Here is a 23,370-nt window from a genome sequence, read left to right as displayed (position 1 = left end):
CGTTACGCCATCTGCGCGGTCGCGTTGGCCAGAAGACCCGCCAGCAGCGTTTGGCTGGCCCCGCGCGCCGGCTCGCCCGCGCCCGCATGGCAGGCATCAATCAGCGGCAGGTGCAGTTGCACGGCCGCCGCCACGCCATTGGCCGAAAAGAACCGATACCAGAAACGGCGCGAATGGGTTTGCAAAGGCGCAATCGACAGCGCCAGAAACGGCTCGTCGGCCAGTTCCGCCATATAGGAATCGAGCGCCTTGTCGGCCTTCAGAAATGCGGCACGGTCATTTTGCGCCTCGGATTTTACAAAATCCGCACGCAATCTGGCAAAATAGGCGCGCTGCTTCTCGGTCGAATTCGCAACCGCGGCGGCCACGAGTTCAGGCTCAAGCGTGTGGCGCAGACGCAGCACTTTGGCAAAATCGCTCTGGCGCAAATCCGTCACCCGAATGCCCGCGCGCGGGCGCACCTCGATCAGCCCTTCCCATTGCAGCCGCTGCATCGCCTCGCGCAAGGGTGTGCGGCCAAGGCCAAGCTGGTCGCGCAACTGCGCCTCGGTCACCAGAATGCCGGGGGGCAGTTTCATGGTGACAATCTCGTTTTCAAGGCATTCATATGCCAGCTGCGACAGGCTTTTGGGCTTTGGTTTATCCTGCGGGTGTCGCACCTTTTGCTCCGATTTCCTGCACATTATGTGCAGACATTAAACAATCACACCGCCGCGCGCCGGACCGTTGGGCCGCTGCGGATATTATAGACCAGAACGGCCAGCACGACGAGCGCGCCTGCAATGTTCAGCCAAAGCGGATCGGGCCAGAGGCAGGCAATGCCCCCCGCCCCGGCCAGCAGGCGCATGACCCAGCCGAACCGATGCTCCATGCAGCCCTGAAGCGCCCCCGCCAGCCCGTAAATGCCAACCACACCAAAGCCGAAAATAACCAGCGCCTGCCCGGCGCTGCCCGATAGAAATGGTGTGTAGGCAATCATCAGCGGCACGATATACAAACCCTTGGCCAGCTTCCAGCTTGCAAATCCGGTGGCCATAGCGGGCGCCTTGGCAATGGCCGCCGCCGTAAAGGCGGCAAGCGCCACGGGCGGGGTGACGTTGCTATCCTGGCTCAGCCAGAAGATGATCATATGGGCTGAGAGCAGCGCGCCAAGCGCGGCTTCGGGCGGCACGGTCAGGTCGCGCAGCGGCGCGGCAATTTCCAGCGGCAATGCCTGCACGATGTCAACCGCCTGCGCATAGGGCATGGGGCCGGACAGGGCGGCGATATGCTCGGGCGCGCCCAGCATCAGGATGGCGCGCGCACCGTCATTCAACTGGCCAAGCACCAGCGTATCAATCACCACTCGGTCGGCGATCATGCCGGCAAGCGCGGGGGCCGACAGGGTGGCCAGCACGATATAGGCGGCGGTCACCGGCAGGCCCATGCCCAGCACAAGGCTGGCAAGCGCGACAAGCAGAATGGCGATAAGCAGGTTGCCCCCCGCCCAATCGGCAATCATCAGGCTGAATGTATTGCCGATGCCCGCCGTTGATATGACATTCACGATCAGCCCGACGGTGCAAAGCAGCACGGCCGTCATGATCATGCCCTTGGTGCCCATGATCAGCGCCTCGACCACCGCGCGCGGGCCCATGCGGTTCTGGGTCAGCCAACTGCTGACCACCACGGCGATAATGCCGAACACCGCCGCATAGGCCGGGGTGAAGCCCATGATCAGCATGGTAATGAGCGCGCCGATGGGCAGAACGAAGCTGGCCCCGCCCTTGGCAAAGGCGGAACGGAAGGTTTCGCCATCGCTTTTCATCGGGGGCAGGTCCATGCGCTGCGCTTCGATCCGCACAAAGAAGGCGACCGACAGGAAATAAAGCAGCGCGGGCAAGGCGGCCACGGCAACGATTGTTTCGTAAGGGATAAGCGTAAGGCTGGCCATGACAAAGGCCCCCGCCCCCATGATCGGCGGCATCAACTGCCCGCCGGTCGAGGCTGCGGCCTCGACCCCGCCTGCGAATTTCGGGGAGAAGCCCGCGCGTTTCATCAGCGGAATTGTGATCACCCCGGTCGAGGCGGTATTGGCCACGGCCGAGCCGGAAATCGTGCCCGTCAGCCCGCTGGCGATAACCGCCACAATGCCCGGCCCGCCGACCATGCGGCCCGCGACGGCGCGCGCAAGGTTGATGACAAAATCACCCGCGCCCGACCGCAGCAAAAACGCCCCGAAGATGATGAACAGGAACACATAGGTGGATGAAATACGCGCAATGGTGCCGAACATCGCATCATCGCCATAGACCGAGCGAAAGGCGATCGTTTCCCAGCTCAGCCCCGGAAAGCTGAACACGCCGCCCACATATTTGCCCCAAAAGCCGATATAGGTGAGCGACAGGATCACCAGCGCCGGGATAACCCAGCCGGTCAGCCGCCGCGTAAGCTCGATCCCGCCGACCACGCTGATGGCAATGGCGGTGGCATCAAACAGGTTGAGCTTTACGCCGCGGTCATAAATCGCGTTTTCGGCGGCAGGCAGGTAGATGGCGGCCGCAGCAACCGCAAGCCCGAAGGCGAAATCGGCCAAAAGCAAGGCGCGGCTTCGGGTGCGCCCGCGCAGCACCGGAAAATAGACCGCCGCCAGAAACGCAAACCCCGCAAAATGATAGGCATTGCGCTGAAATTCGGAAATGATCGGCGCGAAGGCCACATAGATATGGCCAAGGGCGATAAACAGCGCCAGCACGCTGAGCGCAATGGCCACCGGCCCGGAAAAGGCGCGCTGGATCAGCCCCTCATCCGCCGCTTGGTCTGGTTCGCTCATGCTTGGCCCCCGGCACTATGGCCCCGGCCCTGACTGCAGGGCCGGGGTGGTTTCATGGCAATCTGCTGCCTAGTTGGCGATCAGGCGCGCGGGAATCTCGATGCCGACTTCCTGATAATACCGCGCTGCACCGGGGTGCAGGGGCACGGGCAGACCGGCAATCGCCGCCTCGATCATCATGGCTTTGGTGGCCGGGTGGATGGCTTGCAGGAATGCCAGATTCTCATAGATCGTCTTGGTGATCAGATAGACATTCTCTTCGGACACATCATCATTTACCGCCAGAAAGTTCGGCTGTGCAACCGTGGCGATATCGGCCTCCTGGCCGGGATAGGTGCCGGCCGGAATGACAAAGCGCGTCCAAAGCTCGCGGCCGCCATCGGCGGCGGCCATTTCCTCATCGGTGAAGTCGAGCATGGTCACGCTGTCGCCCGCCGAGGCGAAAAGCTGGCTGAGCGCGCCGGTTGGCACACCGGAAGGTGTGGAAATGCCGGTCACCTGCCCGTTTTGCAGCGCCTCAGCCGCCGGGCCATAGCCGCCATAAACAAGGTCATAGGCGGTTTCGATATCGACACCCAGCCCTGCCAGAAGCGTGCTGTTGGAACCAAGCGTGCCGGAGTTCTGTGCGCCAAGCGCCACCGATGTGCCTTCAAGCGCCACGAAATCGGCCATCGTGCCGGTGGTCGCACGGTCGCTGGCCACAACGAACTGCTCCACATTCTGCCACAGCATGGTGACTGAACGCAGATTGCCCTGCGCGCCGGCCTCCTCCAGCGGGCCGGTGCCCGAGGCGGCGTAATAGCCATAAAGCCCCTGCAAAATGGCAAATTGCGCCTCGCCTTCACGCAACAGGCGAATATTCTCGCCTGACCCGGCCGAGCTGATCGCCGACATGGCAATGTTCATGCCGGGCTCGAGCTTCACCTTCACCAGCGTGGCCAGCGCCACCCCAACCGGATAATAGGTGCCGCCGGTCGAGGCCGTTGCAAGCACATAGCTCGCCTCTTCCGCGCTTGCAGGTGCGGCAAAGGCAAGGCTGGCCGCCAGAGCGGCTTTGGTCATCAGTTTCATAACATCCTCCTATTTTTTGGGCTATTTTTGACAAACCCTGGCTTAACCTGCAACAAAGTTGGGCATCTGGCTATAAAAACATTGCCATCGCCGTGGCGGGCTTGACCATTTGCGCGGCAAACCGTTGAGTTCAGCGCAAGAAAAAATTGACGGGGCCGGCATGGTGGTTGAAAATTTCGGGGCGCTGCCCGATGGCAAGATGGTGCAGAAAATTACCCTGGGCAGTGCCGATCTGCGCGCCGAGATCCTGACCTTTGGCGCCGTGATCCGCGATCTGCGCCTGTCGGGCCATGATTTACCCTTGGTGCTTGGCCTGAATTCGGCCGCCGATTATGCCACGCATTCGCCCTATTTCGGCGCGATAGCGGGCCGGTGCGCCAACCGTATCGCCCAGGGGCGCTTTCGGCTCGACGGGCAGGATTATCAGCTTGCGCTGGCAGACGGCGCGCGCCACCACCTGCATGGCGGCCCGCAAGGGTTCAGCCAGAAAATCTGGAAACTGGCCGGATATGGCGAAGATTTCGTCACGCTCACCCTTTGCGCGCCCGCCGGTGAAGGTGGTTATCCCGGCACGCTGCGCGCCAGTTGCACCTATCGGCTTGTTGCGCGCAGCCTTGTCTGCGAGCTGACCGCCACGACAGATGCGCCGACTTTGGTGAACCTCGCTCTGCACAGTTATTTCAACCTTGATGGCAGTGCCACGATCGACGGCCATCGCCTGCAAATCTTCTCGGACCATATCACGGCAACCGATGACGAACGGATCCCGACCGGCAGGCTCAAACCCGTCAGGAACACCATGCGCGACTTTCGCCAGATGCGCGAAATCGGCAGCCAGCCTGCCGATGACAATTATTGCCTTGCCGCCGGGCGCTACACCAGCCCGCAGCTTGCGGCGCGCGTTGCCAGTGCGGCGGTTTCAATGGCGGTTTACAGCACCGAGCCGGGGATCCAGTTTTATACCGCCGATCACATAGACCTGCCCGCACAGGGCCTGGACGGGCGGCGATACAGCGCGCGCGCCGGCCTGTGCCTGGAGCCGCAATTCTGGCCCGATGCCATAAACCATGCGCATTTCCCGCAGCCGGTTTTGCGCCCCGGCGATACCTACAGGCAGATCACGCGCTATGAATTTACAGCCCGCAGCTAGCTAAAGCGCAATCTTTTGCCGGCGGTCCTGCGAAACCAGCTTTTGAATCTGCTTCACAATCTGGTCGGCATGATTGCTGACAATCCGGTCTGCCGCCTCGACATCGCGCGCGGCAATCGCGGCGATGATATCCTCATGCTCGGTCACATATTGCTGCGGAAGCTGGTCGTCGAAGGACGAATAATAGAGCCGCAGAATCCGCCGCCCCTCATCGAGCAGTCGAATGAACAGCCCTTCGTAATAGGTGTTGCGCCCGGCCACGGCGATGGCGGCATGAAAGTCGCGGTTCCTTGCAATCATCTCCAGCGCGTTCTGCTCGTCCACGGCCTTGGCAAACGCGGCCTGAAGCGCGCGGATCTGGGGCAGGTCATCGGGCGTATGGTATTGCGCCGCCAGCCGCGTGGTGACGCGATACATGAGCGTGAGCGCATCAAAGAAGGTGTGCAGGTTCAAGAAGTCGATATGCGACACAACGGTCGAGCGGTTGGGCAGGGTCATCACCAGCCCCTCGCCCGCCAGCTTTACCAGTGCTTCGCGGATCGGTGTGCGCGACATGACAAAGCGTTCGGCAAGCTGGATTTCGTCGATCGGGCTGCCGGGGGCCAGTTCCAGCCCGATGATTTCATCGCGCAGCACGTCATAAACATGCTTGACCCCCGAGCCACGCTTGCGGTCTGTCTTTTTGGTGGCCTGGGCGTTCGGCATATTAAATCCTTTGTGTCGACACATTGAATAGCCAGTTTGGGGCAACGGATCAAGCGCCGCGGTGGTGGCCAGCGGCGCGCAGACCGAAAAATGTCTTGCTGAACCTAATTGTGTCGACAAATAAAATACAATGGATATAATGCAGCGCGATCAGACGGGATTCGGGGCGACAGCCCTGCACCCGTCAGCAAAATTGCACCACGTTTGACATCGAAGGAGACCGCGATGACCGCCAGCATTTTTTCCGGGACCATTCCCGCCCTGATGACCCCCTGCAAAGCCGACCGCAGCCCCGATTTCGATGCGCTCGTGCGCACGGGTGAAGCGATGATTGCCGCCGGCATGTCGGCGGTTGTCTATTGCGGCTCGATGGGCGATTGGCCCTTGCTGAGCGATGCACAGCGCATGGAAGGGGTCGAGCGGCTGGTTGCCGCCGGCCTGCCGGTAATTGTCGGCACGGGGGCGGTCAACTCGGCCAGCGCCATTGCCCATGCCGCCCATGCCCAGAAGGTTGGTGCCAAGGGGCTGATGGTTATTCCGCGCGTGCTGTCGCGCGGCAGTTCCATTCCCGCCCAGCGCGCCCATTTCAAGGCAATTCTTGCCGCAGCCCCCGATCTGCCCGCCGTGATCTATAACAGCCCCTATTACGGTTTTGCGACCCGCGCCGATCTGTTCTTTGAACTCCGCCGCGACCACAAGAACCTGATCGGCTTCAAGGAATTTGGCGGGGCTGCCGATATGTCCTATGCCGCCGAATACATTACCAGCCAGGATGACGAGGTTTCGCTGATGATCGGTGTGGATACGCAGGTCTTCCACGGCTTTGTGAATTGCGGCGCGACCGGCGCGATAACCGGCATCGGCAATGTGCTGCCGCGCGAAGTGTTGCATCTGGTGGCGCTCAGCCAGGCTGCCGCGGCGGGCGATGCCGAGGCACGCGCCCGTGCGTTGGAGTTGGAAGCCGCGCTTGCTGTTCTGTCGAAATTCGACGAAGGCACCGACCTTGTATTGTATTTCAAACATCTGATGGTGCTGAAGGGCCATAGCGAATTTGCGCTGAACTTCATTGAAACCGATGTGCTTTCAGCCAGCCAGCGCGGCTTTGCCGAACGCCAGCTTGCATTGTTCGATGCTTGGTATGGTGAATGGTCCAAACAGCCCGGCGCTGTAACGAAATACGCCGCCTAGGCGCCAGAAAAGCAACAAAGGCCCGCATCGCGCGGGCCTTTTCCGTTTGGTTAGATTGCGTCGAGCCCCAGCCTGGCGAAACGTTCGAGCTGCGCGCATTCATCAGCCGTAAGCTGAATGCCCGTCGCTTCGGATTGGGCGCGCGCCGCAAAGCGCCGTTGCGACGGCAGGCGCGCCCCCTGCCCGATGATGGCCTCGAACAGGTTTTCGGCGCGTGACAGGCTGTTCGCCCCGCGCGTGGCGGCAAAACGCTCCGGGCTGAAGGCCAGAATCAACTCGCCATGACGCGGCGCAATGCTGGTCGTGCCCAGATAGTCCAATGCCTCGGGGCTGGTCAGATCGCCGATCATCACCCCCGCCAGAAGCTCGATCATCGTGGAAATGGCCGAGCCTTTATGCCCGCCAAAGGGCAGCATGGCACCGGCAAGTGCGGCATCGGGGTCGGTTGTGGGCTTGCCATCCACATCCACCGCCCAGCCTTCGGGCAACCTGGTGCCCGCGCGGCGATGCAGCTCGATTTCGCCCCGCGCGGCCACGCTGGTGGCGAAGTCGAACACATAGGGGTGCTGGCCGGCGCGCGGCCAGGCAAAGGCAAAGGGGTTGGTGCCGAAAAGCGGTTTGGAGCCGCCAACGGGCGCAACCGAAGCATAGCTCGGGCACATGGCCATCGCACTCAGCCCCATATCGGCCAGCGCCTCGACCTCGGGCCAAAGTGCCGAGAAATGCGTGCAGTCATTGATCAGAAGCGCGGCAAGGCCCAGCTTTTTGGCGCGCTCTGCCAATGCGGGTGCGCCAAGCTCGAAAGCCGCATTGGCATAGCCGAACCCGGCATCGACACGGATGATCGCGCTGTCATCGACATGCAGAACCGGCTGGGCATCGGGCCTGACCTTGCCCATTTTCAGCGTGCGCAGACATCCTTCGATCCGGTATATCCCGTGCGACTTGCAGGCATCACGCTCGCCTGCCACAATTACCCTGGCCATTGGCCCGGCCTGCGTGGCATTAAAGCCGATCTTGCGGAAAATCGCGGTGACGGTCTCGGTCAACTCGGCGCTGGTAACTGATTTTGCGGCGCTCATATCCTGCCCTTTCGGATTGCGTTGCTGCAAGGCTTGTAATCTTGTATACATGTAGTATGCAAGAAACCGGACAAGGGCAAGGCCGATGCCGCGCCCCATAGCATTACAAAACAGGACAGGCAGATGAGCTTTACCCCACATGGAAAACATTTGATCGCGGGCGCTTGGGTTGGCGGCGGTGCGACCTTCAAGTCCGAGCCCGCAAGCGGGCCGGCCTTCGATTTTTCGGCTGGCACCGTTGATCTGGTCGACCAGGCCTGCCGCGCGGCGGAAGATGCGTTCTGGACCTATGCCTATACCAGCCGCGCCAGTCGCGCCGCCTTTCTGAACGCGATTGCCGATGAGATTGAGGCCCGCGCCGAGGCGATTACCGAAATCGGCACCTCCGAAACCGGGCTGCCGGTTGCGCGCCTGCAGGGCGAACGTGGCCGCACAACCGGCCAGCTGCGCCTGTTTGCCAGCCATATCGAAGCCGGCACCTATCTGGACAAGCGCCACGATACTGCCCAGCCCGAACGCCAGCCCGCCCCGCGCCCCGAGATTGTGATGGTTCAACAGCCCATCGGCCCGGTGGCGGTGTTTGGCGCATCCAACTTTCCGTTGGCCTTTTCCGTGGCGGGGGGCGATACCGCCGCGGCTTTGGCGGCGGGCTGCCCGGTTGTGGTCAAAGGGCATTCCGCCCATCCCGGCACCAGCGAGATTGTCGCCGAGGCGATCAGGGCGGCGGTTGAGCGTTGCAACATGCCCAAAGGGGTGTTTTCGCTCATTCAGGGTGGCACGCGCGACGTTGGCCAGGCGGTTGTGCAGCACCCGCTGATCAAGGCGGTTGGCTTTACCGGCAGCCTTGCCGGGGGCCGTGCGCTGTTCAACCTCTGCGCCGCACGCCCGGAACCCATCCCGTTTTTCGGCGAGCTTGGCTCGGTCAACCCGATGTTTGTTCTGCCCGCCGCCGCTGCTGCGCGGGGCGAAAGCCTGGGCCAGGGCTGGGCGGGCTCGCTGACAATGGGTGCCGGGCAGTTTTGCACCAATCCGGGCATTGCCGTGGTGGTGGATGGCCCCGAAGCCGATGGTTTTGTGGCCGCCACGCAAGAGGCGCTGAACAAGGTTGCCCCGCAAACCATGCTGACCGACGGCATCGCCCAGGCCTTTCATGACGGGCAAAGCCAGATGGCCACGCGCAACGCCGTGCGCGCGGTTGTCAACACACCGTTAACGGGCCGGTCAGCCGCGCCCGCCCTGTTTGAAACCACGGGCGAAGCCTTTATGGCCGATGCAGGCCTTGGGCATGAAGTGTTCGGCCCGCTCGGCCTTGTGGTGCGCGTTGGTTCGATTGATGAAATGGTTGCGCTGGCCAAAGGGTTTGAGGGGCAGTTGACGGCAACACTGCACATGGATGCCGGCGACATGCCAGCCGCCAAGGCCCTGCGCCCAGTGCTGGAACGCAAGGCGGGCCGCCTGCTTGTCAACGGCTTTCCCACCGGCGTTGAGGTGGTTGATTCGATGGTGCATGGCGGCCCCTATCCGGCCAGCACCAACTTTGGCGCAACCAGCGTTGGCACCCTGTCGATCCGGCGTTTTCTGCGCCCGGTCGCTTATCAGAACATGCCGACAGAGCTTTTGCCGCAAGATCTGGCGGACTGATGCCTTGAAATGCGCGCGGCGCAACGGAAAATCTAGCACACAACGTGTATACAAAGATTATTTTCATTGCGTATTGCGCCGCGCGGCCACATAGTAACCAAACGAATCGACATAACCGCTACTAGGGAGAGAGAATGATGAAACTATCGTTCATTTCGGGCAGCCTGCTTGCCGCAACATTCGTTGCGTCGGCCTCGGGTGCCTTTGCTGACAAGCTTGATGACATTATGGCCTCGGGCGAATTGCGCTGCGCCGTGGTGCTGGACTTCCCGCCAATGGGCTCGCGCGATGCCGACAATAACCCGATTGGCTTTGACGTTGACTATTGCCGCGACCTTGCCGCCGCACTGGGCGTTGAAGCGGTGATCGTCGAAACCCCCTTCCCCGACCGTATTCCTGCGCTGGTTTCGGGCCGGGTCGATGTGGGCGTTGCCTCGACCTCGGACACGCTGGAACGGGCCAAAACCGCCGGCTTCACCATTCCTTACTTCGCCTTCACCAATGTGGTGCTGACCCGCGAAGATGCCGGCATTGAAACCTATGACGACCTGGCCGGCCGGACCGTGGGTTCGGTTTCCGGCACCTATGAAGGCATCCAGCTTGAAGACAGTATCGAAGCCTGGGGCGACGGCACCTTCCGTCCTTACCAGACACAGGCCGATGTGTTCCTGGCCCTGTCACAGGGGCAGATCGAAGCCACTGTCGTCACCTCGACCGTGGCCTCGGCAATCATTGCCTCGGGTCAGTATGACGGCCTCGTCATCAAGGGCGATGCGCCTTATCTGGTTGATTATGTTGCCCTGATTGCGCTGCGTCAGGAATATGGTTTGCTGAACTATCTTGATCTGTTCATCAACCAGCAGGTGCGCACGGGCCGCTACCAGGAACTGTATGAAAAATGGGTAGGCGGTGCTGCGCCCGACCTGACCGTATCGAACGTCTATCGCTAGGCGCTTCACATGCGCTAAACTGGCCGGGGGGCCCAAGCGGTGCCCCGGCCTTCCCCTGAACTCTCACTTTAAGGGCGACGATGTTCAATTATACGTTTCAATGGAAACAAGCCCTGCGCGGCCTGCCCGAAATGCTCGACGGCGCGCTTGTCACTTTGCAGATCGCGCTCTTGTCTATGGCTATCGGCATTGCATTTGCGGTGCTTCTGGCCGTTGGACGCAACGCCAAGTCGCGCCTTGTGCGCGCCCCGGCCACGGCCTGGGTAGAGGTTGCCCGCAACACACCCGCTTTGTTCCAGATTTACATGGCGCATTTCGGGCTTGGCACATTCGGCATATATCTCAACCCCTATCTGTCGCTGCTGGCGGGTATCGCCTTCAACAATGCCGGGTATCTGGCCGAAACATTCCGTGGTGCCCTGCGCGCCATCCCCGGCACGCAAATCCGCTCGGCCCGTTCGCTGGGCATGGGGCCGGTTCAGGCCTTCCGGCTGATCGTGATGCCGCAAATGTTCCGCATCGCGTTTCTGCCAACCACCAACCAGATGGTCTGGGCGATTCTGATGACCTCGCTTGGCGTGACCGTTGGCATGAACACCGATTTGATGGGCGTCACGCAAGACTGGAACAATCGCAGCTTCAGAACATTCGAGTTTTTCGCCATCGCGGCGGTGATCTATTACGTCATCGCCAAAGCCGTAACCATTGGTGCAAGGCTGATGGCCGCGCGCATGTTCAGATATTGAGGGGGCGATCATGTTTGAAACGGGATTAACCCTCAACGATCTGAGATTCATGGGACAGGGCGCGCTGATCACGCTTGAAGTGACCGCGATTGCCGTGATCGGCGGCACGCTGCTTGGCCTGCTCTTCGGCGTTATCCGCAGCCAGGTCAACCCGTGGTTCACCCTGCCGCTGGTTTTTGTGCTGGATCTGTTCCGCTCGGTGCCGCTGCTCATCCAGCTTGTGCTGGCCAATGCGTTTCAGGCCATCGTCGGGCTGGGGATTTCGGCCTTCACCACGTCTTGCATCGTGCTGGCGCTTTATACCTCGGCCTATTGCACCGAAATTGTGCGCGGGGCCATAGCGGCCGTGCCCGGCACAACCCGCCGCGCGGCCCGGTCGCTGGGCATGACATGGGCGCAAGACATGCGCCAGATCGTCTTTCCGATGGCGCTGCGTGTCGGCCTGCCCAGTTGGATTGGCCTGACACTTGGCGTGATGAAAGACTCGGCCCTTGTCGGCTTCATCGGGGTGTTTGAGCTTCTGAAACAGTCGCAAACCCTTATCACCCGGCTGCAAGAGCCGATGTTCATCCTTATCGTCGCTGGTGCAATCTACTTCCTTATCAGCTTTCCCATTGCCCGGCTTGGCGGCCAACTCGAAAAAAGGTGGCGCGAAAATGATTGAGATTAAAAACGTCCACAAATCCTTTGGCCCGCTCGAAGTGCTGAAGGGCGTTGATCTGACGGTGGAAAAAGGCGAGGTCGTTTCGGTGATCGGCGGCTCGGGGTCGGGCAAATCCACCCTGCTGACCTGCATCAACGGGCTGGAGCCAATCAATAGCGGCAAGATTCTGGTCGATGGCACCGAAGTTCATGCCAAATCGACCGACCTGAACAAGCTGCGCCGCAAGATCGGCATCGTGTTCCAGCAGTTCAACGCCTTCCCGCACCTCACCGTGCTGGAAAACGTCACCCTTGCCCCGCGCAAGGTGCTGGGCATGGCCAGGGGCGAGGCGGAGGCGATTGCCGTCAAGCAGCTCAATCATGTCGGGCTTGGCGACAAGCTCAAGGTCTATCCCGGCCGCCTGTCGGGCGGGCAGCAGCAGCGTATGGCCATTGCCCGCGCGCTGGCCATGAACCCGGCCTATATGCTGTTTGACGAGGTGACATCGGCGCTTGACCCGCAATTGGTGGGCGAGGTGCTGGACACGCTGAAACTGCTGGCCGATGAGGGGATGACGATGATCTGCGTCACCCATGAAATGGGCTTTGCGCGCGATGTCTCCAACCGCGTGGCGTTTTTCCACAAGGGCATTCTGGCCGAGGTCGCCGCACCCAAGGAATTCTTTGGCGCACCGCAGCACCCGGAAACGCAAAAATTTCTGGCCAGTGTGCGGTAGTGTGCAGCGATAAAGTTGTTGTCATCGGCGCGGGTGTCGTTGGCCTGTCGATCGCGCTTGAAGCACAGGCGCGCGGGCTGGATGTTTGCGTGGTGGAACGTGACGCGCCCGCGGCGGGGGCATCGGCGGGCAATGCCGGTGCCTTTGCCTTCAGCGATATTCTGCCGCTCGCCTCGCCGCGTATCATCCGCCAGGCGCCCAGATGGCTGCTCGACCCGCTTGGCCCGCTATCGGTGCCGCCGCGCTATGCGCTCAAGATCACCCCCTGGATGCTGCGCTTCTGGCGCGCAAGCCGGGCGGCGCGTGTTGCCGCCAGCACCGAGGCACAAACCGCGCTGATGGCGCACAGCACCGCCACGCTCACCCCGTTCCTGACCCGCCAGAAACTGGCGCATATGCTGCAAAAGCGCGGCCAGTTGCAGGTGTATGAGGGCGAAAAGGAATTCAGGGCCTCGTTGCCCGGCTGGGATGCGCGCAAGGCGGCTGGCATTGCCTTTCGCCATGTCAAAGGCGATGAGATTGCCGAAATCCAACCGGGGCTGGATGCGCGCTTCACCCATGCCAGCTTTACGCCCGACTGGTGTTCGATCACCGATCCGCGCGACTATACACTGGCCCTGGCCGATGCTTTCAGGGCATCGGGCGGCAAGATTATCATTGCTCAGGCAACCAGGCTGACCGCGACCGGCATTGAGACAAGCGCCGGGCCGCTGACCGGGCGCATCGTGCTGGCGGCAGGCGCGCATTCTCATCTGCTGGCGCGCACGGCTGGCGCAAGAATTCCGCTGGAAACCGAGCGGGGCTATAACACCACCCTGCCCGCCGATGCCTTCGAACTGAAAACACAAGTCACCTTTGGCGGGCATGGCTTTGTGATCACCTCGCTGACATCAGGCATTCGCGTGGGCGGCGCGGTCGAGCTTGGCGGGCTGAGCCTTCCCCCCAACTATGCCCGCGCCGATGCGATGCTGAAAAAGGCAAAACGCTTTCTGCCGGGGCTGAATATTGAAGGCGGCAAACAATGGATGGGCTTTCGACCATCGCTGCCCGACAGCCTGCCCGCCCTTGGCCCGCTTGCCCGCCAGCCCAACACGATTTGCGCCTTTGGCCACGGCCATCTGGGGCTGACCCAGTCAACCGGCACGGCGGCCATTATTGCCGATATGCTGGAAGGCAGGCCCGCGCAGATCGACCTTGCCGCCTTTTCGCCCCAGCGTTTCACGAGAGCATCATGACCCAATACACCTTCCCCTGCATCGACGGGCATACCTGCGGCAACCCCGTGCGCCTTGTCACCGGCGGCGCGCCGCTTCTGCAAGGCGCCACAATGCTGGAACGCCGCGCCGATTTTCTGGCCAGGCATGACTGGATCCGCACCGGATTGATGTTCGAGCCGCGCGGGCACGACCAGATGTCGGGCGCCATCCTCTATCCGCCTGCGCGTGATGATTGCGACATCGGCGTTTTGTTCATCGAAACCTCGGGCTGCCTGCCGATGTGCGGGCATGGCACGATCGGCACGGTGACGATCGCGCTGGAAAACGGGCTGATCCGCCCCGCCACCCCCGGCACATTGCGGCTCGACACGCCTGCTGGACGCGTGGATGTGACCTATCGCCAGGAGGGGCGGTTCGTTGAGGAAGTGCGGCTGACCAATGTGCCGGGCTTTCTGCATTCCGAAGGGCTGACCGCGGATGTTGCGGGCCTTGGCGAAATCGTCGTCGATGTCGCCTATGGCGGCAATTTCTACGCGATTGTCGAGCCGCAGAAAAACTATGCCGATATGGCCGATTACGCGGCGGGCGACCTTGTTGGCCTTGGCCGCAAGCTGCGCGATGCGCTGAATGCCAAGTATGAATTCATCCACCCCGAACACCCGGCGATCAACGGGCTCAGCCATATTCTGTGGACCGGCGCGCCGCGCGATGCCGCCGCGCATGGCCGCAATGCCGTGCTGTATGGTGACAAGGCGATAGACCGTTCGCCCTGCGGCACCGGCACATCGGCGCGCATGGCGCAGCTTGCGGCCAAGGGCAAGCTGAAGCCGGGCGATGATTTTGTGCATGAAAGCATCATCGGCTCGCTGTTCAAAGGCCGGGTCGAGGCGGCAACGACGGTTGCGGGCAGGCCCGCCATCATCCCCTCCATCGCCGGATGGGCGCGGGTGACGGGGTTCAACACCATCTTCATTGATGACCGCGACCCGTTTGCGCATGGTTTCGTGGTCAAATGAGCCATCGCAGCATCATTGCAGGCACGGCTGAAGGCCCGGTTCTGGCCAGCGCCGAAGGGCTCAGCTTTTGGGGCGGGGTGGACCCGCTCAGCGGGCTGGTGATTGACGCCTACCATCCGCTGCATGGCCAGTCGCTCGCCGGTAAGGTGCTGGTCATGCCCACCACGCGCGGCTCGTGTTCCGGCAGCGGTGTCATGCTCGATATGGCGCTGAACGGCACCGCCCCCGCCGCCTTTGTGTTTCGCGAAAGCGAGGATGTTGTCACGCTGGGCGCAATGATTGCCGCCAAAATGTTCGACCATTCGGTGCCGGTTGTCCGCCTGGGGGCCGAGGCTTTTGCGCAAGCCAGCGCCGCGAAGGCGGCCGAAGTCACGCCCGAGGCGCTGATCATCGACGGGCAGAGCCTGCCGCTGGCGCGGGCAAAAGCCGATGCGCTGGCGCTGACCCCGGACGACCGCGCCATGCTGAACGGCGAGACCGGCACCGCCAACCGCATCGCGATGGAGGTGATCTGCGAAATGGCGCTGCTGCAAGGGGCAACCACGCTGGTCGATGTCACCCAGGCGCATATTGATGGCTGCATTCTGGCCAATACCGCCAATCTGCGCTTTGCCGAAAGAATGGCCGAAATGGGCGGGCAGGTGCGCATTCCGACCAGCATGAACGCCATTTCGGTCGACCACGGCAACTGGCGCGCACAGGGCGTGCCGCCAAGCTTCGGGCTGCGCGCCGCACGTCTGGCCGATGCCTATGTGAACATGGGCGCACGCCCCACATTCACCTGCGCCCCCTATCTGCTGGCCACAGCGCCAAAGGCGGGCGAAAATATCGGCTGGTCGGAATCCAATGCGGTGATCTATGCCAATACCGTGCTGGCGGCGCGCTCGGTCAAACACCCCGACTATCTGGACCTGTTCATTGCCATGACGGGCCGCGCGCCGCTTTCCGGTGTTTACCTGACCGCCAACCGCGCCCCGCGCCGCCGGTTGCATATCAACGCGCCCGACGGTGCCGACGATGCGCTTTGGCCCATGCTCGGCTATATTGCCGGCCAGCTTTCGCCCGACAGGATTCCGCTGCTCACCGGGCTGGAGGCGCTGGCGCCAGGCGATGACGACCTCAAGGCACTATGCGCCGCCTTTGGCACGACTTCCGCAGCCCCCATGCTGCATGTGGCGGGCCATACGCCCGAGGCCGAGGGCTTTCCGGTGCCGGATGATTGCGTTCAGGTCAGCCGCGCCGAGCTGGCGCATATCTGGGCGGGGTTGAACCAGGGGCCGGAAGCGGTGGAGCTTGTCGCCTTTGGCAGCCCGCATTTTTCCGCCCCCGAATGCCGGGCGCTGGCGGCGCTGCTCGCGGGCAAGGCGGCGGTCAGCACCATTGTCACCGTCGGGCAAAATGTGCTGGCGGAGATTCGCGCCGATGGCACCTTGGCGAAACTGGAGGGCTTCGGCGCGCAGGTCATCCCCGATATCTGCTGGTGTTCGATCACCGAGCCGATTTTCCCGCCCGCGGCGCGCAACCTGATGACGAACTCTGGCAAATACGCCCATTACGCCCCCGGTCTTTCAAACCGCACGGTGCGCTTTGGCAGCCTTGCCGATTGTGTGACCGCCGCGCAAACCGGCCGTGCCCCGAACATGCCCGGCTGGCTCACCGAATAGGAGACCCCCATGCGATCGAGCAAAACAATCCACGTTATTTCAGCCCATGCCGAGGGCGAGGTCGGCGATGTTATTGTCGGCGGTGTAACCCCACCACCGGGCGATACGCTATGGGAACAATCGCGCTGGATCGCCAAGGACAACAGCTTGCGCAATTTCGTGCTGAACGAGCCGCGCGGCGGGGTGTTTCGCCATGTGAACCTGCTCGTGCCCCCCAAAGATGCGCGCGCCGATGCGGCCTTCATTATCATGGAGCCGGAAGATACCCCGCCCATGTCGGGCTCCAACTCCATCTGCGTTTCAACCGTGCTGCTGGATAGCGGGATCATCCCGATGCGGGAGCCTGTCACCGAAATGCTGCTCGAAGCCCCCGGCGGCTTGGTAAAGGTGCGCGCCGAATGCAAGAACGGCAAGGCCGAGCGGATTTTCGTGCAGAACCTGCCGAGTTTCGCTGCCGAGCTGGACGTGCCGCTAAAGGTTGAAGGGCTGGGCACGCTGACGGTAGACACCGCCTATGGCGGCGACAGTTTTATCTTTGTCGATGCCGATGCGCTGGGCCTGAAACTGGTTGCGGAGGAGGCGCACAAGATCGCCAAACTTGGCGTGCAAATCACCAATGCCGCCAACAAGGCGCTGCGCTTCCACCACCCCGACAACCCCGACTGGGCGCATTTTTCCTTTTGCCTGTTCGCCGGCAAGGTCGCGCGCAACGGCAATGATCTGCGCGCCGGTGCCGCCGTTGCCGTGCAACCGGGCAAGGTAGACCGTTCGCCAACCGGCACGGCGCTTTCTGCCCGCATGGCCGTGCTGCACGCGCGCGGACAGATGGGGCTAGAGGACAGCCTGACCACCGTTTCGCTGATCGGCTCGACCTTTATGGGGCGGATTGTCGGGGAAACCACGGTGGGCGGCAAACCCGCCATTCTGCCCGAAATTTCCGGCCGCGCCTGGATCACCGGCACGCATCAGCACATGCTCGACCCGTCAGACCCCTGGCCAGAAGGCTATCGGCTGACCGATACCTGGGGGGCGCGCTAGGGGGCGCTAAGGGGGGGCGCTAAAGGATGCGCCAGAAAAAGATCGCGCTCATCCCGAAGCCAACGGCGGCGACCAGCCCGCGCACAACCGGCTTTGGCAGGGCGCGCGATAGCGGCGCGCCCGCATAGCCACCCGCCGTGGCCGCCAGCATCATGGCCAGCGCATGATGCCAGACCACCAGCCCGCCAGCCGCGTAAACCAGCATCGAAATTGCGGCGAGCGCGAAGGACAGCGCGGTTTTCAGCCCGTTCATTTCGTGAATATTCACCATGCCCCACAGCGCAAACAGCGCCAGAAGCACGATGCCCAAACCGCCGTTGAAATAGCCGCCATAAATGCTGACCATCAGCATGGCCGCCGTGCCATAGGGCGTAACCGCACGGCTTTTGGAGGCGGCCCAGGCGCGCAGCCTGTCGCCAAACATAAAGACCAGCGTTGCGGCCAACAGCAGGAACGGCACGATAACCGAAAACGCTTCGTTGGAGGACACAAGCAGCAGGATCGCGCCAAGCACCCCGCCGACCAGCGTGATCACCACCAGCCGCAGCACAACGGCGCGCTCCATCTGCGCAAGCTCGGCGCGAAAGCCCACAGCACCCGCCAGATAGCCCGGCAAGGCCGCCACGGTGCTGGTGGCATTGGCCAGAACCGGGGGCACACCAATGAACACCAGCGCCGGGAATGTCAGGAATGTGCCGCCACCGGCAATGGTGTTCAGCACCCCCGCCGCAAAGGCCGCGATCAAAATCAATGCGATATCCATCGCCTGCCCCCCAAATGGCGAAATTGCCCCTGCACCCGCTCTATCAGCTTGGCGCGGGCACCGCCATTGGCCAAGATGCGGCAATATTGCGCCCCAACTTGCACACCGGAATGTCGGTTTCCCTTGAGGTGCAGGCCGATATGCCGCAAAACGGCTACCAGACTGGCCACAAATTCAGGAGCACGCGTGTCGCTTTTCCTTATCGTCGCCCTGCCGTTTCTTGGCGCGCTTTTGCCCGGCATAATGAATGGCGCGGGCCGTCGTGTATGCGCGGGCGTTACCTTTTCAGTAAGCCTTGCGGCCTTTGTCGGGCTGCTCAGCAATCTGCCAGGCATTCTGGCGGGCGAGGTTCTGGTTGCCCGGCTCGACTGGATCCCGCTTTTGGGGCTGAATGCCAGTTTCATGCTTGACGGGCTGGGTTTTTTCTTTGCCCTGCTCATTCTTGGCATCGGGCTGCTGATCATCGCCTATGCGCGCCACTATTTGTCGCGCGATGATAATATGGGCGAGTTTTTCACCTATCTGCTGCTGTTCCAGGGCGCAATGCTGGGGATTGTGCTAAGCGATAACATCTTGCTTTTGCTGGTGTTCTGGGAACTGACATCGCTTTCCTCCTTCCTGCTGATCGGCTATTGGAAGCACCTGCCCGAAGGGCGCCAGGGCGCGCGCATGGCGCTGACCGTCACCGCAACGGGCGGGCTGGCCATGATCGCGGGTATGCTGATTTTGGGTGACATCGTTGGCAGTTATGACCTGAGCGTCATTTTGCAAAACCGCGCGCTGATCCAGGCTTCGCCGCTTTATACACCCGCGCTTTTGCTGATCTTGCTGGGCTGTTTCACCAAATCGGCGCAGTTTCCCTTCCATTTCTGGCTGCCGCACGCAATGGCCGCGCCAACGCCGGTTTCGGCCTATTTGCACTCGGCCACAATGGTCAAGGCGGGTATCTTCCTGATGGCGCGGCTCTGGCCGGTTCTGTCCGGCACGCCGGAATGGGTGGTCATCGTCACCTCGGTTGGCCTGATCACAATGGTGCTGGGCGCGGTCATATCGCTGTTCAAGCACGACCTGAAGGCGCTTTTGGCCTTTTCCACCGTCAGCCAGTTGGGGCTGATCACCATGCTTTTGGGCACCGGAACAGCCTTTGGGGCGATGGTTGCGATGTTCCATATCCTCAACCACGCCGCATTCAAGGCGGCCTTGTTCATGTCGGCGGGCATTGTCGACCACGCAACGCATACGCGCGACATTCGCCGCCTTGGCGGCTTGCGCCAGCTGATGCCTGTGACCTTTGTCATTACCACGATCGGGGCTTTCGCGCTGGCGGGCGTGCCCCTGTTCAACGGCTTCATAACCAAAGAAAAAATGCTGGAAGAGGCCGCGCATACCACCCTGTTCAGCCTGCCTTTGCTTGTGCCGGTGCTTGCCACGATTGGCGCGCTGTTTTCGGCCGCCTACAGCTTTCGCCTTATCTGGCATGTCTTTTTTGGCCCGGTGCGCACAGATTACCCCGCCAAGCCGCATGACCCGAATCCCGGTCTTTGGCTGCCGCCCGCCCTGCTGGCCGTGATTGTTGTGGCTATCGGCGTTGCCCCGTTTCTGGCCGAGCCGCTTATCAAGCTTGTAACCGCTTCGGTGCTGGGCGGCGCGGTTGAAATGCCGGAAATCAAGTTCAAGATCTGGCAGGGGGTATCGGCTGCGCTTTACATGTCGGTCATCGCGCTGGGCGGCGGCATAGCCATGATCGCGCTGTTCAAACCCGCCCTGCGGCTATGGGATGCGGCACCGCGCCCCGAGGCCAAGCGCATTTTTGACAGCATCATCGCCGCGACGATTGCCGCATCGCGCGCGCTGATCAACCGGCTGCATAACGGCGCCTTCACCCGCTATGCCGCGATCATGGCGCTGACGGTCGTCGTGCTGGGCTACCATGCCTGGACAACCGGCACGATGGGGCCGCAAACCCGTGCGCCGCAGCCCGCAAACGGCGTGCATATCGCCGGCTGGCTGATGCTGGTCGCCGCCACTTGCGGGCTGGTATTCCTGCACCGCAACCGGCTGCTTTCGCTTATCCTTATCGGCATTGTCGGGCTTATGGTCTCGGTCGCCTTCGTGTTTTTCAGCGCCCCCGATCTGGCCATGACCCAGCTGACGGTCGAGGTCGTGACCATCATCCTTCTGTTGCTGGCGCTCAACTTCCTGCCCAACCGCACACCGATTGAAAGCAGCGTTCTCAAGCGCACGCGCGATGGGGCGATAGCCATTGTTGCCGGTCTGGGGGCGACGGCGCTGTCTTACTATTTCCTACTGCGCGATCCGGTTGCTACCAGCATTTCGGAATTCCACATCGCCAATTCCTACAAGGGCGGCGGCGGCAACAATATCGTGAACGTGATCCTTGTCGATTTTCGTGGCTTTGATACCTATGGCGAAATCATCGTGCTGGGCATTGCCGCGCTGCTGATCTTTGCGCTGACCGAAACCCTGCTTGCCGGCCCGGTGCGCGCGCGCCTGCTGAACCGCAAGCCCGACCAGCCGCGCGCCGGAGACATGCACCCGATGATGATGGTGGTCATGACCCGCGTGATCATGCCCGTCGTTCTGCTTGTCGGATTTTACATCTTCCTGCGCGGCCATAACGAGCCGGGCGGCGGGTTCATCGCCGGGCTGGTCGTGTCGATCGCCTTTGTGATGCAATATATGGCCAGCGGGTTTTCATGGGCTTCGGCACGAATGCGCTACCCCTATCATGGCATTATCGGCGCGGGTGTGCTGGTGGCCGGGCTTACGGGTATTGGGGCCTGGTTCTTCGATCTGCCCTTCCTGACATCGAATTACACCTATGTGCGGATTCCACCTTTTGAAAAATTCGAGCTGGCCACCGCCTCGCTGTTTGACCTTGGGGTGTTTCTGGCGGTTGTCGGCGCGGTCATGCTGAGCCTTGAGAGCTTTTCGCGCCTTGCGCGCCGTGCGCATGTGCCCGATGCCGAACATGCAATGGATATCGACCCCTCGCGCGATGATGACGAAGAAGAGGCACAGGCTTAACATGGAATTTCTCTTTGCATCCGCCATTGGCGTTCTGACCGCAGCGGGCCTGTATCTGGTGCTGCGCCTGCGCACCTTTCCGGTGATCATGGGCACATCTCTGCTGACCTATGCGGTGAATGTGTTCCTGTTTGCCTCGGGCCGGCTGACGGTTGGCGCGCCGCCCATCCTGAGCGATGAGGCCACAACCTATACCGACCCGCTGCCACAGGCGCTGGTGCTGACCGCCATCGTCATTTCCTTTGGGATGACCGCGGTGGTCGTGATGATCGCGCTCGGCGCCTATCTTGGCGCGAATGACGATCATGTGGATGACCAGAAACCGGACCCTGACCAAGATCCGGAGGCAACAACATGATGCACTGGATCATTCTGCCCATTGTGCTGCCCGCCTTTATTGCACCCTTTATCGTGCTGGCGGCGCGCTATCATATCGGCATCCAGCGGGTCATTTCACTGGCGGGCGTGCTGGCGCAGGTGGGGATTGCGCTTGGCCTGTTCTGGCAGGCCTCCGATGGCACGGTCACGCTGTATCGGCTTTCGGATTGGGCGGCACCCTTTGGCATTGTGCTGGTGGCCGACAGGCTTTCAACGCTGATGGTGCTGCTCACGGCGGTGCTGGCGCTTTTCGTGCTGCTCTATTCCATCGCCTCGCATTGGGATACGCGCGGGCGGCATTTTCATGCGCTGTTCCAGTTTCAGCTTATGGGCATCATGGGTGCCTTCCTGACCGGCGATCTGTTCAACCTGTTCGTGTTTTTCGAGGTGCTGCTCATCGCCTCATACGGGCTGATGATTCATGCGGGCGGCACGGCAAGACTGCGCGCGGGCACGCAATATGTGCTGTTCAACCTGCTCGGTTCGACCCTGTTCCTGTTCGCGCTTGGCGCGATTTACGCCGAAACCGGCACGCTGAACATGGCCGATCTTGCGCAGCGTGTGCAGTTGATCAGCCCAGATGCGACCGTGGGCATTCGCGTGGCTGCCGTGTTGCTGCTTTTGGTTTTCGCCATCAAGGCGGCGCTGGTGCCGCTGCATTTCTGGCTGCCCTCAAGCTATGCCGAAGCGCCCGCCCCGGTGGCGGCGCTGTTTGCGATCATGACCAAGGTTGGCGCCTATGCGATCATCCGTGTCTTTACGCTTGTCTTTCCGCCACAGCTCGAGGCCACCGCTGGCCTGCATGGCTTGTGGCTGTTGCCCGCCGCGCTGGTTTCGCTGGCCATTGGCATGATCGGCGTGCTGGCCGCACGGCACTTTGACAGGCTTGTCGCCTTTTCGGTCATCGGCTCGATGGGCATGGTCATGGTCGCCATTTCGCTGTTCACGCCAGCCGGCATAGCAGCGGCGCTTTACTATATCGTGCATTCCACGCTGGCGGCCGGCGTGCTGTTTCTTATCGCCGATCTGGTGCGCACAGGGCGCGATAACCTGAACCTGACCCCGCAACCCCCGATGAGCGGCACAAACCTTACGGCGGGGTTGTTCTTTGTTGCGGCAATCGCAATGGCCGGGCTGCCGCCGCTGTCGGGTTTTATCGGCAAGCTGCTCATTCTGGATGCCGGGTTTGACAGCGCCTATGTGGCATGGATTTGGGCCGTGGTGCTGGGCGCAAGCCTGATCAGCGTTGTCGGCTTTGCGCGGGCGGGCAGCATTTTGTTCTGGAAATCGCATGGCCTGGAACATGCGCCCGATACCGCCAAACCGCTGGCCCCGCCGCGGCTTGGCTATTTCGCGGTAGGTGGCCTTGTCAGCCTGATTGTGGCGCATACCGTTTTTGCGGGCCCGGCTATGGAATATACAACCGCGATTGCCGAACAGCTTTTCGCGCCCGATGGGTATATGACAACCGTGCTGGAGACACCCGGCAAGCTCTCAGAGCCAAGCGAAGGGGGGTATTGAG

At 61.8% G+C, this 23,370-nt stretch carries 20 protein-coding genes; 14 read left to right on the top strand and 6 right to left on the bottom strand.

Going from position 1 to position 23,370, the window contains the following annotated elements; translation table 11 throughout:
• Positions 1-2 precede the first annotated feature (2 nt).
• From LGT41_RS05695 to LGT41_RS05685, 3 genes are all read right to left on the bottom strand, one after another.
• On the bottom strand, positions 3-659 hold the full coding sequence (locus LGT41_RS05695) for a GntR family transcriptional regulator (RefSeq protein ID WP_274129146.1): 657 nt from the start codon (positions 657-659) through the stop codon (positions 3-5).
• Positions 660-703: 44 nt separating this feature from the next.
• Complete coding sequence (locus LGT41_RS05690) at positions 704-2,812, bottom strand: TRAP transporter permease (RefSeq protein WP_274129145.1); 2,109 nt, start codon at positions 2,810-2,812, stop codon at positions 704-706.
• Between the two features lie 69 nt (positions 2,813-2,881).
• Positions 2,882-3,883, bottom strand: a complete 1,002-nt coding sequence (locus LGT41_RS05685) for a TAXI family TRAP transporter solute-binding subunit (protein ID WP_274129143.1) — start codon at positions 3,881-3,883, stop codon at positions 2,882-2,884.
• 160 nt (positions 3,884-4,043) lie between these two features.
• Here LGT41_RS05685 and LGT41_RS05680 point away from each other — a divergent pair, with 160 nt between their 5' ends.
• Complete coding sequence (locus LGT41_RS05680; RefSeq protein WP_274129141.1) at positions 4,044-5,033, top strand: aldose epimerase family protein; 990 nt, start codon at positions 4,044-4,046, stop codon at positions 5,031-5,033.
• Here LGT41_RS05680 and LGT41_RS05675 read toward each other — a convergent pair whose 3' ends face one another.
• Entirely contained in the window at positions 5,034-5,738 is a 705-nt protein-coding gene (locus tag LGT41_RS05675) for a GntR family transcriptional regulator (protein WP_274129140.1), read from the bottom strand.
• 225 nt (positions 5,739-5,963) lie between these two features.
• Between LGT41_RS05675 and LGT41_RS05670 the strand changes: the two genes are divergently transcribed.
• Positions 5,964-6,926 carry a dihydrodipicolinate synthase family protein gene (locus tag LGT41_RS05670; protein ID WP_274129139.1) on the top strand — a complete coding sequence of 321 codons (963 nt, stop codon included), beginning with the start codon at positions 5,964-5,966 and terminating at the stop codon, positions 6,924-6,926.
• Between the two features lie 50 nt (positions 6,927-6,976).
• Here the strand turns inward: LGT41_RS05670 and LGT41_RS05665 are convergent, their stop codons facing one another.
• Positions 6,977-8,008, bottom strand: a complete 1,032-nt coding sequence (locus tag LGT41_RS05665) for an Ldh family oxidoreductase (RefSeq protein ID WP_274129137.1) — start codon at positions 8,006-8,008, stop codon at positions 6,977-6,979.
• Positions 8,009-8,131: 123 nt separating this feature from the next.
• Between LGT41_RS05665 and LGT41_RS05660 the strand changes: the two genes are divergently transcribed.
• The 9 genes from LGT41_RS05660 to LGT41_RS05620 all read left to right on the top strand — a co-directional run bounded on the left by LGT41_RS05660 (position 8,132) and on the right by LGT41_RS05620 (position 17,659).
• Positions 8,132-9,649 carry an aldehyde dehydrogenase (NADP(+)) gene (locus tag LGT41_RS05660; RefSeq protein ID WP_274129136.1) on the top strand — a complete coding sequence of 506 codons (1,518 nt, stop codon included), beginning with the start codon at positions 8,132-8,134 and terminating at the stop codon, positions 9,647-9,649.
• Between the two features lie 134 nt (positions 9,650-9,783).
• On the top strand, positions 9,784-10,599 hold the full coding sequence (locus tag LGT41_RS05655) for an ABC transporter substrate-binding protein (RefSeq protein ID WP_337993024.1): 816 nt from the start codon (positions 9,784-9,786) through the stop codon (positions 10,597-10,599).
• Positions 10,600-10,679: 80 nt separating this feature from the next.
• Positions 10,680-11,345: an amino acid ABC transporter permease gene (locus tag LGT41_RS05650; RefSeq protein WP_274129134.1), complete on the top strand. Its 666-nt coding sequence runs from the start codon at positions 10,680-10,682 to the stop codon at positions 11,343-11,345.
• A 10-nt stretch (positions 11,346-11,355) separates the two neighbouring features.
• A complete protein-coding gene (locus LGT41_RS05645) occupies positions 11,356-12,009 on the top strand; it encodes an amino acid ABC transporter permease (protein ID WP_274129132.1) in 654 nt (217 codons plus the stop codon).
• Entirely contained in the window at positions 12,002-12,724 is a 723-nt protein-coding gene (locus LGT41_RS05640; protein ID WP_274129130.1) for an amino acid ABC transporter ATP-binding protein, read from the top strand. The genes LGT41_RS05645 and LGT41_RS05640 overlap by 8 nt, the downstream gene beginning before the upstream one ends.
• The gene (locus LGT41_RS05635) at positions 12,724-13,959 is read left to right on the top strand and encodes an NAD(P)/FAD-dependent oxidoreductase (RefSeq protein WP_274129128.1); all 1,236 of its coding nucleotides are present in this window, start codon (positions 12,724-12,726) and stop codon (positions 13,957-13,959) included. The genes LGT41_RS05640 and LGT41_RS05635 overlap by 1 nt, the downstream gene beginning before the upstream one ends.
• Positions 13,956-14,957 carry a 4-hydroxyproline epimerase gene (locus LGT41_RS05630; RefSeq protein ID WP_274129126.1) on the top strand — a complete coding sequence of 334 codons (1,002 nt, stop codon included), beginning with the start codon at positions 13,956-13,958 and terminating at the stop codon, positions 14,955-14,957. Before LGT41_RS05635 ends, LGT41_RS05630 begins: the two co-directional genes overlap by 4 nt.
• Positions 14,954-16,621 carry a cis-3-hydroxy-L-proline dehydratase gene (gene lhpI, locus LGT41_RS05625; RefSeq protein WP_274129124.1) on the top strand — a complete coding sequence of 556 codons (1,668 nt, stop codon included), beginning with the start codon at positions 14,954-14,956 and terminating at the stop codon, positions 16,619-16,621. The genes LGT41_RS05630 and lhpI overlap by 4 nt, the downstream gene beginning before the upstream one ends.
• Positions 16,622-16,630: 9 nt before the next feature.
• Positions 16,631-17,659 carry a trans-3-hydroxy-L-proline dehydratase gene (locus LGT41_RS05620; RefSeq protein ID WP_274129123.1) on the top strand — a complete coding sequence of 343 codons (1,029 nt, stop codon included), beginning with the start codon at positions 16,631-16,633 and terminating at the stop codon, positions 17,657-17,659.
• A 19-nt stretch (positions 17,660-17,678) separates the two neighbouring features.
• Here the strand turns inward: LGT41_RS05620 and LGT41_RS05615 are convergent, their stop codons facing one another.
• Positions 17,679-18,422 (bottom strand): sulfite exporter TauE/SafE family protein, encoded by a 744-nt coding sequence (locus tag LGT41_RS05615; protein WP_274129121.1) that lies wholly within the window; start codon positions 18,420-18,422, stop codon positions 17,679-17,681.
• A 186-nt stretch (positions 18,423-18,608) separates the two neighbouring features.
• Between LGT41_RS05615 and LGT41_RS05610 the strand changes: the two genes are divergently transcribed.
• From LGT41_RS05610 to LGT41_RS05600, 3 genes are read left to right on the top strand one after another with little or no spacing between them, the layout of a single operon-like run.
• Entirely contained in the window at positions 18,609-21,470 is a 2,862-nt protein-coding gene (locus tag LGT41_RS05610; RefSeq protein WP_274129119.1) for a monovalent cation/H+ antiporter subunit A, read from the top strand.
• Between the two features lies 1 nt (position 21,471).
• Positions 21,472-21,828 carry a Na+/H+ antiporter subunit C gene (locus LGT41_RS05605; RefSeq protein WP_274129116.1) on the top strand — a complete coding sequence of 119 codons (357 nt, stop codon included), beginning with the start codon at positions 21,472-21,474 and terminating at the stop codon, positions 21,826-21,828.
• The gene (locus LGT41_RS05600) at positions 21,825-23,369 is read left to right on the top strand and encodes a monovalent cation/H+ antiporter subunit D (RefSeq protein WP_274129114.1); all 1,545 of its coding nucleotides are present in this window, start codon (positions 21,825-21,827) and stop codon (positions 23,367-23,369) included. The genes LGT41_RS05605 and LGT41_RS05600 overlap by 4 nt, the downstream gene beginning before the upstream one ends.
• The last annotated feature ends 1 nt before the right edge of the window (position 23,370 follow it).

Source organism: Abyssibius alkaniclasticus (assembly GCF_020447305.1).
Classification (GTDB): Bacteria; Pseudomonadota; Alphaproteobacteria; order Rhodobacterales; family Rhodobacteraceae; genus Abyssibius; species Abyssibius alkaniclasticus.
This window is presented reverse-complemented; position numbering and strand designations above follow the sequence as displayed.

Coding starts and splice junctions, on each gene's coding strand:
- LGT41_RS05605 (WP_274129116.1), top strand. CDS start 21,472: ATGGAATTTCTCTTTGCATCCGCCATTGGCGTTCTGACCGCAGCGGGC.
- lhpI (WP_274129124.1), top strand. CDS start 14,954: ATGAGCCATCGCAGCATCATTGCAGGCACGGCTGAAGGCCCGGTTCTG.
- LGT41_RS05650 (WP_274129134.1), top strand. CDS start 10,680: ATGTTCAATTATACGTTTCAATGGAAACAAGCCCTGCGCGGCCTGCCC.
- LGT41_RS05630 (WP_274129126.1), top strand. CDS start 13,956: ATGACCCAATACACCTTCCCCTGCATCGACGGGCATACCTGCGGCAAC.
- LGT41_RS05620 (WP_274129123.1), top strand. CDS start 16,631: ATGCGATCGAGCAAAACAATCCACGTTATTTCAGCCCATGCCGAGGGC.
- LGT41_RS05645 (WP_274129132.1), top strand. CDS start 11,356: ATGTTTGAAACGGGATTAACCCTCAACGATCTGAGATTCATGGGACAG.
- LGT41_RS05675 (WP_274129140.1), bottom strand. CDS start 5,738: ATGCCGAACGCCCAGGCCACCAAAAAGACAGACCGCAAGCGTGGCTCG.
- LGT41_RS05685 (WP_274129143.1), bottom strand. CDS start 3,883: ATGAAACTGATGACCAAAGCCGCTCTGGCGGCCAGCCTTGCCTTTGCC.
- LGT41_RS05600 (WP_274129114.1), top strand. CDS start 21,825: ATGATGCACTGGATCATTCTGCCCATTGTGCTGCCCGCCTTTATTGCA.
- LGT41_RS05660 (WP_274129136.1), top strand. CDS start 8,132: ATGAGCTTTACCCCACATGGAAAACATTTGATCGCGGGCGCTTGGGTT.
- LGT41_RS05670 (WP_274129139.1), top strand. CDS start 5,964: ATGACCGCCAGCATTTTTTCCGGGACCATTCCCGCCCTGATGACCCCC.
- LGT41_RS05655 (WP_337993024.1), top strand. CDS start 9,784: ATGATGAAACTATCGTTCATTTCGGGCAGCCTGCTTGCCGCAACATTC.
- LGT41_RS05640 (WP_274129130.1), top strand. CDS start 12,002: ATGATTGAGATTAAAAACGTCCACAAATCCTTTGGCCCGCTCGAAGTG.
- LGT41_RS05665 (WP_274129137.1), bottom strand. CDS start 8,008: ATGAGCGCCGCAAAATCAGTTACCAGCGCCGAGTTGACCGAGACCGTC.
- LGT41_RS05615 (WP_274129121.1), bottom strand. CDS start 18,422: ATGGATATCGCATTGATTTTGATCGCGGCCTTTGCGGCGGGGGTGCTG.
- LGT41_RS05690 (WP_274129145.1), bottom strand. CDS start 2,812: ATGAGCGAACCAGACCAAGCGGCGGATGAGGGGCTGATCCAGCGCGCC.
- LGT41_RS05680 (WP_274129141.1), top strand. CDS start 4,044: ATGGTGGTTGAAAATTTCGGGGCGCTGCCCGATGGCAAGATGGTGCAG.